This is a genomic window from Mycobacterium genavense ATCC 51234 (assembly GCF_000526915.1).
Classification (GTDB): Bacteria; Actinomycetota; Actinomycetes; order Mycobacteriales; family Mycobacteriaceae; genus Mycobacterium; species Mycobacterium genavense.
On sequence record NZ_JAGZ01000006.1, the window covers coordinates 24452 to 37765 of the forward strand.

The window sequence follows — 13314 nt, forward strand, 5'->3', positions numbered from 1 at the left end:
TCCTTGCTATCGAGGCATTTTGCTTAAGCCTCGTGGCGAATGCTTCCCCGCGAAGGTACCCGAGACCGGCCGATAGGCTGCGAGGATGAGCATCGACGCTCCGTCCAGTCAGATCGTCCACGCCGGCCGACTCATCGCCCGGCGCCTGCGAGCCAGCGGTGTCCACACCGTTTTCACGCTGTCTGGCGGCCACCTGTTCTCCCTCTACGACGGCTGCCGCGAGGAGGGCATTCGACTCGTCGACACCCGCCACGAGCAGACCGCGGCGTTCGCCGCCGAGGGCTGGTCGAAGGTGACCCGGGTGCCGGGCGTGGCGGCCCTGACGGCCGGCCCCGGCGTCACCAACGGAATGAGCGCGATGGCCGCCGCGCAGCAGAACCAGTCGCCCCTGGTGGTGCTCGGCGGGCGGGCGCCCGCACAGCGCTGGGGCATGGGATCACTGCAGGAGGTCGACCACGTGCCGTTCGTGGCCCCGCTGGCCCGCTTCGCGGCCACCGCGCAGTCGCCCGAGGACGCGGGCCGGCTGGTCGACGAGGCGCTGCGGGCCGCGGTCGGCGCGCCGTCGGGGGTGGGGTTCGTCGACTTCCCGATGGACCACGCGTTCGCGGTGGCCGAGGACGACGGCCGTCCCGGCGCGCTCACCGCCGCCGCACCGACTCCGGCGCCCGACGGCGACGCCCTGGACCGCGCGGCCGGCCTGCTGGCCGACGCTCGGCGGCCGGTGATCATGGCCGGCACCAACGTGTGGTGGGGACACGCCGAGGCCGCGCTGCTGCGGCTGGCCGAGGAGCGGCGGATCCCGGTGCTGATGAACGGGATGGCCCGCGGCGTGGTGCCCGCCGATCACCCGCTGGCGTTCTCGCGGGCGCGGGCCACGGCGCTGGGCGAGGCGGATGTGGCCCTCGTCGTGGGGGTGCCGATGGATTTCCGGCTCGGCTTCGGCAAGGTGTTCGGTGCCGAAACTCGGCTGGTCGTGGCGGATCGGGCCGAACCCGAGCGGGAGCACCCCCGCCCGGTCGCCGCGGGCCTGTATGGCGACCTGACGGGCATCCTGTCGGCGCTGTCCGGGCCGGGCGGCACCGACCATGACGACTGGATCGATGCGCTGCGGACCGCCGAGACCAGCGCCCGCGATCAAGAAACCGCGGACCTGGCGGACGAACGGATCCCGCTGCACCCGATGCGGGTGTATGCCGAGCTGGCGCCGCTGCTGGACCGCGACGCCATCGTGGTCATCGACGCCGGCGACTTCGGTTCCTACGCCGGCCGGGTGATCGACAGCTACCAGCCGGGCTGCTGGCTGGACAGCGGCCCGTTCGGCTGCCTGGGCTCGGGCCCCGGCTATGCCCTGGCCGCCAAGCTGGCCCACCCGGAACGTCAGGTCGTGCTGTTGCAGGGCGACGGCTCATTCGGGTTCAGCGGTATGGAATGGGACACCCTGGTGCGCCATCAGGTGCCGGTCGTGTCGGTGATCGGCAACAACGGGATCTGGGGCCTGGAAAAGCATCCGATGGAGGCGATCTACGGCTACTCCGTGGTGGCGGAGCTGCGTCCGGGCACCCGCTACGACGAGGTGGTGCGCGCCCTGGGCGGGCACGGCAAGCTGGTGTCGGCGCCCGTCGAGCTGCGTCCCGCGCTTCAGCGCTCGTTCGCCAGCGGCCTGCCCGCGGTGGTCAACGTGCTGACCGACCCGAGCATCGCCTATCCGCGCCGATCGAACCTGGCCTGATCGGTCCGGCGCAGCTCGCCGCGTACCGTTGACCTGTGCCAAAGACCACCCGCACCCAACCTGGCCGCCTGAGCAGCAAATTCTGGAAACTGCTGGGCGCAAGCACCGAAAAGAACCGTTCGCGCTCCCTCTCGCAAGTCAGCGACTCGTCGGAGTACGACGAGAAGGCCGCCGGCCTCTCCGACGAGCAGCTGCGCAAGGCGGCCGGGTTGCTCAACCTCGACGCTCTCGCGGATTCCGAGGACATCTCGCAGTTTTTGGCGATCGCCCGGGAAGCCGCGGAGCGGTCAACGGGGTTGCGGCCGTTCGACGTTCAGCTGTTGGGCGCGCTGCGGATGCTCGCCGGCGACGTGATCGAAATGGCGACCGGCGAGGGCAAGACCCTGGCCGGCGCGATCGCGGCCGCCGGCTACGCGATCGCCGGCCGGCACGTCCACGTGGTGACCATCAACGACTACCTGGCCCGCCGCGACGCGGAATGGATGGGCGCGCTGATCGAGGCCATGGGCCTGACCGTCGGCTGGATCACCGCGGAGTCGACCAGCGAGGAACGCCACGCGGCCTACGGCTGCGACGTCACCTACGCTTCGGTCAACGAGATCGGGTTCGACGTGTTGCGGGATCAGCTGGTCACCGACGTCGACGACCTGGTGTCGCCGAATCCCGATGTGGCCCTTATCGATGAGGCCGATTCCGTGCTGGTCGACGAGGCGCTGGTGCCGCTGGTGCTGGCCGGCACCACCCACCGGGAGACGCCGCGGCTGGAGATCATCAAACTGGTGGGCGAGCTCGACCCCGAGACGGACTTCGACACCGACTCCGACAGCCGCAACGTCCACCTGACCGACGTCGGCGCGCGCAAGGTCGAGAAGGCGCTCGGCGGCATCGACCTGTACTCCGAGGAGCACGTCGCCACCACGCTGACCGAGGTGAACGTCGCGCTGCACGCCCACGTGCTGTTGCAGCGCGACGTGCACTACATCGTCCGCGACGACGCCGTGCACCTGATCAACGCCTCCCGCGGCCGCATCGCCCAACTGCAGCGCTGGCCGGACGGTCTGCAGGCCGCCGTCGAGGCGAAGGAAGGCATCGAGACCACCGAGACCGGTGAGGTGCTCGACACCATCACGGTGCAGGCGCTGATCAACCGTTACGCGACGGTATGCGGAATGACCGGCACCGCGCTGGCGGCCGGCGAGCAGCTGCGCCAGTTCTACAAGCTCGGGGTGTCACCAATCCCGCCGAATACTCCCAACATTCGCGAAGACGAGTCCGACCGTGTCTACATCACGGCCGCGGCCAAGAACGATGCGATCGTCGAGCACATCGTCGAGGTGCACGAGACCGGACAGCCGGTGCTGGTCGGCACCCGCGACGTGGCCGAATCCGAGGAGCTGCACGAGCGGCTGGTGCGTCGCGGCGTGAACGCGGTCGTGCTGAACGCCAAAAACGACGCCGAGGAAGCCCAGGTGATCGCCGAGGCCGGCAAGTACGGCGTGGTCACGGTGTCCACCCAAATGGCAGGGCGCGGAACCGATATCCGGCTGGGCGGGTCCGACGAGGGCGACCATGACCGGGTCGCCGAACTCGGCGGGCTGCACGTGGTCGGCACCGGCCGGCATCACACCGAGCGGCTGGACAACCAGTTGCGCGGCCGCGCCGGCCGTCAGGGCGACCCGGGCTCGTCGGTGTTCTTCTCCAGCTGGGAGGACGACGTCATCGCGGCCAACCTGGACCACAACAAGTTGCCGCAGCAGACCGACGAGGACGGCAGGATCGTCAGCCCGAAGACCACCGCGCTGCTCGATCACGCGCAGCGCGTCGCCGAGGGCCGGCTGCTGGACGTGCACGCCAACACTTGGCGCTACAACCAGCTGATCGCCCAGCAGCGCGCCATCATCGTGGACCGCCGAAACACGTTGCTGCGCACCGCGACCGCGCGCGAAGAGCTGGCCGGGCTGGCGCCGAAGCGCTACGAGGAGCTGGCCGAGGAGATTTCGGAGGAACGCCTCGAGACGATCTGCCGGCAGATCATGCTGTATCACCTGGACCGCGGCTGGGCCGATCATCTGGCGTACCTGGCCGACATCCGCGAGAGCATCCACCTGCGCGCGCTGGGGCGGCAAAACCCGCTGGACGAATTTCACCGGATGGCGGTCGACGCGTTCGCGTCGCTGGCCGCCGACGCGATCGAGGCGGCTCAGCAGACGTTCGAGACGGCCAACGTCCTCGACGAGGAGCCCGGCCTGGATCTGTCGAAGCTGGCACGCCCGACGTCGACGTGGACCTACATGGTCAACGACAACCCGTTGTCCGACGACACCTTGTCGACCCTGAGCCTGCCCGGCGTATTCCGCTAAGGTCACGGCTCATGGAGCCGGTTCCACCCGACCGGGTGCTGACAGTGCCCAATCTGCTGAGCGCCCTGCGCCTGGCGCTCATCCCCGTCTTCATCTACGTGCTGATGTTCGCGCACGCCAACGCGCTCGCGGTGGCGATCCTGGTCTTCAGCGGGGCCTCCGATTGGGCCGACGGCAAGATCGCCCGCACGCTGAACCAATCGTCGCGGCTGGGCGTGCTGCTGGACCCCGCGGTCGATCGGCTCTACATGGTGACCGTGCCTGTGGTGCTGGCGCTGAGCGGGATCGTGCCGTGGTGGTTCGTCATCACCCTGCTGACGCGCGACGTGCTGCTGGCCGCCGCGCTGCCGCTGCTGCGCAGTCGCGGACTGTCGGCGCTGCCGGTGAGTTACGTCGGCAAGGCCGCGACGTTCGCCTTGATGTCCGGCTTCCCACTCGTTTTGCTGGGGACGTGGGACGCGTTGTGGAGCCGGGTGATCGGCGCTTGCGGTTGGGGCTTTCTGATCTGGGGCATGTACGCCTACCTGTGGTCGTTCGTCCTGTACGCGGTGCAGATGGTCTTGGTGATGCGCCGGATGCCCAAGGTCGGTGAGCATGGCTGAACCGGATCGCCTGCTCGGCGGCTACGACCCCAATGCGGGGTGCAGCGCGCACGCCGCCGCGCAACCGACGCTCATCCCGGTGCCGTCGCTGCTGCGGGCGTTGCTGTCCGAGCATCTGGACCCGGGCTACGCCGCGGCCGCGCAGTGGCGCGCCGCCGAGGTCAGTGCGCAGGGCACGAAGACGCGGGTGTTCGGCTGGCTCTGGCAGGCCCTGGCGGCCATGCTGGTCGCCACCGTCTTCGCCGCCGCGGTCGCGCAGGCCCGGTCGGTCGAGCCCGGCGTGCGCAGCGCTCAGCAGCTGCTGGCGCGAAGCGTGCGGTCGACGGAAGAAGCCGACGTTAAACTGGCTCAGCAGCGCAGCATGCTGGCGAACAAGGTCGACGACGTTCAGCGCATCGCCCTGGCCGACGACGCCGAGGGCCAGCGGCTGCTGAGCCGCCTGGACGGCCTCGGCCTGGCCGCGGCCAGCACAGCGATCATCGGCCCCGGCCTGACCGTGAAAGTGACCGATCCCGGTGCCAGCCCCAATCTTTCCGATGTGTCCAAGCAACGGGTGAACGGAAGCCGGCAAATCATCCTCGATCGCGATCTGCAGCTCGTGGTCAACTCGTTGTGGGCCAGCGGCGCCGAGGCGATTTCGGTCGGTGGCGTTCGGATCGGGCCGAACGTGACGATCCGCCAGGCCGGGGGAGCGATCCTGGTCGACAACAACCCGACCGCCAGCCCCTACACGATCCTGGCGGTCGGGCCGCCGAACGGGATGCGCGACGCCTTCGAGAACAGCCCCGGACTGCAGCGTCTGAGGCTGCTGGAAGTCTCTTACGGGGTCGGCATCGCGGTGAACGTCTCCGACGGTCTTTCGCTGCCGGCCGGTTCGGTCCGAGAAGTCAAGTTCGCCAAGCAGATTGGGCCCTAGTGAGAAAAGATCGCGCATGATAGGTATCGCGGCGCTGGTGGTCGGCATCGTGCTGGGTTTGGTGTTCCATCCCGCCGTGCCCGAGGTCGTGCAGCCGTACCTGCCCATCGCGGTGGTCGCCGCGCTCGACGCGGTCTTCGGCGGGCTGCGCGCCTACCTCGAGCGGATTTTCGACCCGAAGGTGTTCGTGGTCTCGTTCGTGTTCAACGTCTTTGTGGCGGCGCTGATCGTCTATGTCGGCGACCAGTTGGGTGTCGGCACCCAGTTGTCGACGGCGATCATCGTCGTATTGGGTATCCGGATCTTCGGCAATGCCGCCGCGCTGCGACGGCGGCTGTTCGGGGCGTGAGGGCAATGAGCCAGGACCTGCCGGACGGCGCGGGCGACGAAAGTCCCGCGGCCGACGAGGTCGCGCAGCGCGGTCGCCACGAATTGCCTGCGCACAGCCCACGTCCCGAGATCGGAGCGGTGGGCCGTACCGGGTTGTCGGCGATGCTGCGCAGCGGTCGATCCCGGTTGATGTTCGGGACGCTGGCCGTCCTGCTCTGCCTGGTTCTGGGCATCGCCATCGTCACCCAGGTCCGCCAGACCCGGTCGGGCGACTCGCTTGACACGGCGCGGCCCGCGGATCTGCTGGTGCTGCTGGATTCGTTGCGACAGCGCGAGGGCACGCTCAACGGTGAGGTCAACGAATTGCAGAACACGCTGAATGCGTTGCAGGCGTCCGGCAACAATGACCAGGCCGCGATCCAAAGCGCGCAGGCCCGGCTGGCCGCGCTGTCCATCCTGGTCGGCGCGGTGGGCGCGACCGGGCCCGGCGTCAGCGTCACCATCGACGACCCTGGTCCGGGCGTGTCACCGGAGGTCATGCTCGACGTGATCAATGAGTTGCGCGCCGCCGGAGCCGAAGCGATCGAGGTCGACGGCGGACACCAGTCGGTGCGCGTCGGTGTCGACACCTGGGTCGTCGGCACGCCGGGTGCGCTGACCGTCGACACCAAGGCGCTCTCGCCGCCGTATTCGATTCTGGCGATTGGCGATCCGCCCACGCTGGCCGCGGCGATGAACATTCCCGGTGGCGCCGAGGACAGCATCAAACGGGTCGGCGGCAAGATGTCCGTGCAGCAGAGCGACCGCGTCGACGTGACCACCTTGCGACAACCAAAACCGCACCAATACGCTCAGCCCGTCAAGTGAGACACCGAACAGAACAGGATTGCCGTGAGCGATATCCCGCCCGATCTGCACTACACCGCCGAACACGAGTGGGTTCGCATCAGCGGTGACGACACCGTGCGGGTCGGAATCACCGACTTCGCGCAATCGGCACTGGGCGACGTCGTCTTCGTCCAGCTGCCCGACGTCGGCACCGAGGTGACCGCGGGCGAGTCGTTCGGCGAAGTGGAATCGACGAAATCCGTATCCGACTTGTACGCACCGCTGTCCGGCACGGTGACCGCCGTCAACGGCGATCTGGAGGGCAGCCCGCAGCTGGTCAACTCCGATCCCTACGGGGCCGGCTGGCTGGTCGACATCCAGGTGCCGGACGGCGCGGAGCTGGCCTCAGCCGTGTCTGACCTGCTCGACGCCGAGGCCTACCGCGGCACGCTCACCGAGTGACGATTGCTAATGTCCCTGCCAGGGGGTCGTCAAACCGATCGGTGTTCAGTCCTGCCGGTGGCTAGCGCAATCGGAACCACCGCGCGGTACGGTCAACACAACAGCGTTAGTAGGAAAGTAATCGGCAATACAGGGTTCAGACACCCAGTGGGAAGCCGGCCCAGCGGCCCGGCCAGACAACGCCACAGCGGCCAGTGAGGAGCAGCGCGTGACGGATATGGACTCAGGAAGACAGGACGACCAGACTTCTGACGAAGTCACCGTGGAGACGACTTCGGTCTTCCGCGCCGACTTCCTCAACGAACTGGACGCACCCGCGCAGTCGGGCGCCGAGAGCACGGTGTCCGGCGTCGAAGGACTTCCGGCGGGCTCGGCCTTGCTCGTCGTCAAACGGGGGCCCAACGCGGGATCGCGCTTCCTCCTCGACCAGGCCATCACCTCGGCCGGGCGGCACCCCGACAGCGACATATTCCTCGACGACGTCACGGTCAGCCGCCGCCACGCCGAATTCAGGTTGGAAAACAACGAGTTCCACGTGGTGGATGTGGGTAGCCTCAACGGAACTTACGTCAACCGCGAGCCGGTGGACTCGGCGGTGCTGGCCAACGGTGACGAAGTACAGATCGGAAAGTTCCGCTTGGTGTTCCTGACGGGACCCAAAGGTGACGACGACGGAGGATCCGGAGGCTAGTGAGCGCACCCGATAGCCCGGCCCTGGCCGGGATGTCGATTGGGGCGGTTCTGGACCTGTTGAGGCCGGATTTCCCCGATGTCACGATCTCCAAGATTCGGTTCTTGGAGGCTGAAGGACTGGTGACGCCGCAGCGCGCAGCGTCGGGATACCGCAGATTCACCGCTTACGACTGCGCGCGACTGCGCTTCATCCTTACCGCGCAGCGAGATCATTACCTACCGCTGAAGGTGATCCGGGCGCAGCTGGATGCGCAGCCCGACGGCGAGCTGCCGCCGTTCGGATCACCTTATGGTGTACGGCGTTTGGTCTCGGTGGCCGATGGCGATGCCGCACCCGAGACCGGATCTGCCGCGGCCGCGGTGGCGCCTACCTGCGTCCGGTTGAGTCGCGAAGACCTGCTGGAACGCGCGGGCGTCGACGAGGACCTGCTGACCGCGCTGCTCAAGGCCGGGGTGATCACCACCGGCCCGGGCGGCTTCTTCGACGAGCACGCCGTCGTGATCTTGCAATGCGCGCGAGCGCTGTCCGAGTACGGCGTCGAGCCGCGCCATCTGCGCGCGTTCCGCTCGGCCGCCGACCGGCAGTCCGATCTGATCGCCCAGATCGCGGGGCCGTTGGTCAAGGCCGACAAGGCCGGCGCTCGCGATCGCGCCGACGACCTGGCACGTGAGGTTGCCGCGCTCGCAATTACTTTGCACACATCGCTTATCAAGTCCGCCGTTCGCGACGTTCTGCGACGCTGAGGACTAGACTTTCAGTCATTGCTTGAACGTCGGCGGCAGGTGCGGAGGGCAGACACAAATGGGTGAAGTTCGTGTTGTCGGCATTCGCGTCGAGCAGCCGCAGAACCAGCCGGTGCTGCTGCTGCGCGAGGCCAACGGAGACCGTTACCTGCCGATTTGGATCGGACAGTCCGAAGCCGCCGCCATTGCCCTCGAACAGCAAGGTGTCGAGCCACCCCGCCCGCTGACTCATGATCTGATTCGCGATCTCATTGCAGCACTTGGGCATTCGCTCAAAGAAGTGCGCATCGTCGATCTGCAGGAAGGCACGTTCTATGCCGACCTCGTCTTCGACCGCAACATCACGGTGTCGGCTCGCCCGTCGGACTCGGTGGCGATCGCGCTTCGGGTCGGTGTGCCGATCTACGTCGAAGAGGCCGTTTTGGCCCAGGCGGGTCTGCTGATCCCCGACGAGGGCGACGACGAGTCCAACACCGCTGTTCGGGAGGACGAGGTGGAGAAGTTCAAGGAATTTCTCGACAGCGTGTCGCCCGACGACTTCAAGGCAACCTGAGTCCGCCGATCGGGACGTTGACCTGGACCGCGACATTACGGATCCGTCTCATCTGACATCGTGATTTCGACACGCCTGACGGATAGCGCGCCTGTTGCCCTTACGGCGGCCATACTTTCAGGACAAGTTAAGGCACGGCAGCGACTGGACAGCGTAAGCTTTCTAGCACTCGGGACTTGGCCAACGCGGCTGTAAAGGCAGCCAGTGGACGCAGCTAGTGACTAGAGCGCGAATCGGCGAGAGGAACCACTGTGAGCGACCAGCCACGTCAAGAACAGCTGGACCTTGCTGACCAGGCGGATGCCGCATCCCACGGTGAACCAAGTGTCACCGTTGCCAGCGGACCCGTGCAGCCCGGCCTGTTTCCTGACGATTCGGTGCCCGACGAACTCGTCGGCTACCGCGGGCCGAGCGCCTGCCAGATCGCCGGAATCACCTACCGGCAGCTGGACTACTGGGCACGCACGTCGCTGGTCGTGCCGTCGATTCGCAGCGCGGCCGGATCCGGCAGCCAGCGGCTGTACTCGTTCAAGGACATCCTGGTTCTCAAGATCGTCAAGCGGCTGCTGGACACCGGCATTTCGCTGCACAACATCCGCGTCGCGGTCGACCATCTGCGTCAGCGCGGCGTCGAGGATCTGGCCAACATCACCCTGTTCTCGGACGGGACCACGGTGTACGAGTGCACCTCGGCCGAAGAGGTCGTCGACCTGTTGCGGGGCGGTCAGGGCGTGTTCGGCATCGCGGTGTCGGGCGCCATGCGGGAGCTGACCGGTGTGATCGCCGACTTCCCAGGTGAGCGGGCTGATGGCGGCGAGTCGATCGCGGCGCCCGAGGACGAGCTGGCCTCGCGGCGCAAGCATCGGGATCGCAAAATCGGTTAGTAAACCACTGTTCGACGGCCCGACACGCATTGTTGGGCTATTTCGTGTACCGGGCTTCACTCACGGGTAAACTAACCGTTGCATCACGCCCGCGCGGGAGAGTTCTGTGGCAGCCAGCCATGGACGCCGAAGGAGCAGCACCTCTCCGTCAACCTCTCAGGCACCCGGACCGCGTCAAGGTAACGATGCCTCTGGAAAGCGGTGCGGCGCTATGCGCCACACCCGCCGATGGGGAAAGGCGCCTGGGGGGACTACGCGCCGAATCTCTCAGGCGCCCGTGACCGGGTAAGGACAGAGGGAGAGGGTCGATAGTCCCTCTACCGATGTCAGGAGTGCCCGTGTCCGATCAATCTACGTTCGCAGCCCGCCATATCGGACCGGACGGCCAGGCCATCGATGCCATGCTCGACGTGATCGGTGTCGGCTCGCTCGACGAGCTGGCCGCCAAGGCCGTCCCGGCCGGCATCCTGGACAAACTCTCCGACGGCGCCGCGCCGGGCCTGAGCGCTCTGCCGCCGGCCGCCAGCGAGGCCGAGGCGATCGCGGAACTGCGGGCACTGGCCGACACCAACACGGTGTCGGTGTCGATGATCGGGCAGGGCTACTACGACACATTCACCCCACCGGTGTTGCTGCGCAACATCATGGAGAACCCCGCCTGGTACACGGCGTACACGCCGTACCAGCCGGAGATCAGTCAGGGCCGGCTGGAAGCGCTGCTGAACTTCCAGACCATGGTCACCGATCTGACCGGGCTGGAGATAGCCAACGCGTCGATGCTCGACGAGGGCACCGCGGCCGCCGAGGCCATGACGCTGATGCACCGGGGCGCGCGGAGTGCGGCCAGCCGGCTGGCGGTCGACACCGACGTGTTCGCCCAGACCGCGGCCATCCTGGCCACCCGTGCCCGGCCGCTGGGCATCGAGATCGTCACCGCCGATCTGCGCGACGGCCTACCGGACGGCGAGTTCTTCGGCGTCATCACGCAACTGCCGGGTGCCAGCGGCCGGATCACGGATTGGTCCGCGCTGATCGCCCAGACCCACGAGCGGGGCGCGCTGGTCGCGATCGGCGCCGACCTGCTGGCGTGTACGTTGATCACCCCGCCGGGCGAGATCGGTGCCGACGTCGCGTTCGGCACCACTCAAAGATTCGGTGTGCCAATGGGATTCGGCGGTCCGCATGCCGGGTATCTGGCGGTGCACGCCGCGCAGGCCCGTCAGCTGCCGGGCCGGCTGGTCGGCGTCTCGGTCGACAGCGACGGCTCGCCGGCCTACCGCCTGGCGTTGCAGACCCGCGAACAGCACATCCGCCGCGACAGGGCAACCAGCAACATCTGCACCGCGCAGGTGCTGTTGGCCGTGATGGCCGCGATGTACGCCAGCTATCACGGCGCCGACGGGTTGACCGAGATCGCACGCCGGGTACACCGCCGTGCCCAATCCATCGCCGCGGCGCTGGGCGGGGCGGTGGTGCACGAGGCGTACTTCGACACCGTGCTGGCACGAGTGCCGGGACGCGCGGACGAAGTGCTGGCCAAGGCCAAGGCCCGGGGCGTCAACCTCTGGCGCGTCGATGCCGACCATGTGTCGGTGTCCTGCGACGAGGTCACCACCGACGTCCACGTCGCTTTGGTCCTGGAGGCGTTCGGGGTGTCGCCCGCCGATCCTTCCGGCGTCGATATCGCCACGCGCACATCGGAATTCCTCACCCACCCCGCCTTCACGCAGTACCACACCGAAACGGCGATGATGCGCTACCTGCGCACCCTGGCGGACAAGGACATCACCTTGGACCGCAGCATGATTCCGCTCGGCTCGTGCACGATGAAACTCAACGCCGCCGCCGAGATGGAGTCGATCACCTGGCCGGAGTTCTCCCGGCTGCACCCGTTCGCCCCGGCGGTGGACACGCCGGGGATACGCCGGCTGATCGGCGATCTGGAGAGCTGGCTGGTGCACATCACCGGCTACGACGCGGTGTCGCTGCAACCGAACGCCGGGTCTCAAGGCGAGTACGCGGGGCTGCTGGCGATCCACGAGTATCACGCCAGCCGCGGCGAACCGCACCGCGACATCTGCCTGATTCCGTCCAGCGCACACGGCACCAACGCGGCGTCGGCCGCCCTGGCCGGGATGCGGGTGGTCGTGGTGGCCTGCCATGACAACGGCGACGTCAACCTCGACGATCTGCGCGCCAAGCTCGGCGAGCACGCCGACCGATTGTCGGCACTGATGATCACCTACCCGTCCACGCACGGGGTGTACGAACACGACATCGCCGAGATCTGCGCGGCCGTGCACGACGCCGGCGGTCAGGTGTACGTTGACGGCGCCAACCTCAACGCACTGGTGGGTCTGGCCCGCCCGGGCAAGTTCGGCGGCGACGTGAGCCACTTGAACCTGCACAAGACGTTCTGCATCCCGCACGGTGGTGGCGGCCCCGGAGTGGGCCCGGTGGCCGCGCGTTCGCATCTGGCGCCGTTCCTGCCCGGCCACCCGTACGCACCCGAGCTGCCCGACGGGCACCCGGTGTCGTCGGCGCCGTACGGATCGGCCTCGATCCTGCCGATCAGCTGGGCCTACATCCGGCTGATGGGCGGCGACGGACTGCGGGCGGCATCGCTGACCGCGATAGGCTCGGCCAACTACATCGCCCGGCGGCTCGACGAGTACTTCCCGGTGCTCTACACCGGCGAGAACGGCATGGTGGCCCACGAATGCATCCTGGATCTGCGCGGCATCACCAAGTCGACCGGCGTGACCGTCGACGATGTGGCAAAACGATTGGCGGACTACGGTTTTCACGCTCCCACGATGAGCTTCCCGGTCGCCGGCACGCTGATGGTGGAGCCCACCGAGAGCGAGGACCTCAACGAGATCGATGCGTTCTGCGAGGCCATGATCGCCATCCGCGGGGAGATCGATCGCGTCGCGGCGGGGGAGTGGCCCGCCGATGACAACCCGCTGCGGGGCGCGCCGCACACCGCCGATTGCCTGCTGGTCGCCGACTGGGATCACCCGTACACGCGCGAGGAAGCCGCCTACCCGTTGGGTACGGGCTATCGGCCCAAGGTCTGGCCGCCGGTGCGTCGTATCGACGGCGCCTACGGCGACCGCAACTTGGTGTGCTCGTGTCCGCCGGTGGAGGCGTACAACTAGGGCCCCGGCAGGCTGGTGCGGGTCGCGGTTATCCACAGGGTGCGCCCTGCCA

The 13314-nt window shown here is 67.7% G+C and carries 12 protein-coding genes and 1 riboswitch; all 12 genes read left to right on the top strand.

The features are described from left to right. The first annotated feature begins 85 nt into the window (after positions 1-85). The 12 genes from T428_RS0114680 (at position 86) to gcvP (ending at position 13262) form a co-directional block, all read left to right on the top strand. Positions 86-1729: an acetolactate synthase gene (locus T428_RS0114680; protein WP_025737084.1), complete on the top strand. Its 1644-nt coding sequence runs from the start codon at positions 86-88 to the stop codon at positions 1727-1729. Between the two features lie 35 nt (positions 1730-1764). Next, entirely contained in the window at positions 1765-4089 is a 2325-nt protein-coding gene (gene secA2, locus T428_RS0114685; RefSeq protein WP_025737085.1) for an accessory Sec system translocase SecA2, read from the top strand. An 11-nt stretch (positions 4090-4100) separates the two neighbouring features. Beyond that, positions 4101-4691, top strand: a complete 591-nt coding sequence (locus tag T428_RS0114690; protein ID WP_025737086.1) for a CDP-alcohol phosphatidyltransferase family protein — start codon at positions 4101-4103, stop codon at positions 4689-4691. Continuing rightward, positions 4684-5607, top strand: coding sequence for a DUF881 domain-containing protein (locus tag T428_RS0114695; protein ID WP_025737087.1), 924 nt, complete (start codon positions 4684-4686; stop codon positions 5605-5607). The genes T428_RS0114690 and T428_RS0114695 overlap by 8 nt, the downstream gene beginning before the upstream one ends. A gap of 16 nt (positions 5608-5623) precedes the next feature. Continuing rightward, a complete protein-coding gene (locus T428_RS0114700; RefSeq protein WP_025737088.1) occupies positions 5624-5956 on the top strand; it encodes a small basic family protein in 333 nt (110 codons plus the stop codon). A gap of 5 nt (positions 5957-5961) precedes the next feature. Further along, on the top strand, positions 5962-6804 hold the full coding sequence (locus tag T428_RS0114705; protein WP_025737089.1) for a DUF881 domain-containing protein: 843 nt from the start codon (positions 5962-5964) through the stop codon (positions 6802-6804). A gap of 24 nt (positions 6805-6828) precedes the next feature. Continuing rightward, the gene (gene gcvH / locus T428_RS0114710) at positions 6829-7227 is read left to right on the top strand and encodes a glycine cleavage system protein GcvH (RefSeq protein ID WP_025737090.1); all 399 of its coding nucleotides are present in this window, start codon (positions 6829-6831) and stop codon (positions 7225-7227) included. Positions 7228-7444: 217 nt separating this feature from the next. Then, positions 7445-7918 carry a glycogen accumulation regulator GarA gene (garA, locus tag T428_RS0114715; protein WP_407067594.1) on the top strand — a complete coding sequence of 158 codons (474 nt, stop codon included), beginning with the start codon at positions 7445-7447 and terminating at the stop codon, positions 7916-7918. Beyond that, positions 7918-8664, top strand: a complete 747-nt coding sequence (gene ftsR, locus T428_RS0114720) for a transcriptional regulator FtsR (RefSeq protein ID WP_025737092.1) — start codon at positions 7918-7920, stop codon at positions 8662-8664. Before garA ends, ftsR begins: the two co-directional genes overlap by 1 nt. A 58-nt stretch (positions 8665-8722) precedes the next feature. Then, entirely contained in the window at positions 8723-9217 is a 495-nt protein-coding gene (locus T428_RS0114725) for a bifunctional nuclease family protein (RefSeq protein ID WP_025737093.1), read from the top strand. Between the two features lie 251 nt (positions 9218-9468). After that, entirely contained in the window at positions 9469-10101 is a 633-nt protein-coding gene (locus T428_RS0114730; RefSeq protein ID WP_025737094.1) for a MerR family transcriptional regulator, read from the top strand. A gap of 181 nt (positions 10102-10282) precedes the next feature. After that, positions 10283-10406, top strand: a riboswitch (glycine riboswitch). 33 nt (positions 10407-10439) lie between these two features. Beyond that, complete coding sequence (gene gcvP, locus T428_RS0114735) at positions 10440-13262, top strand: aminomethyl-transferring glycine dehydrogenase (protein ID WP_025737095.1); 2823 nt, start codon at positions 10440-10442, stop codon at positions 13260-13262. The last annotated feature ends 52 nt before the right edge of the window (positions 13263-13314 follow it).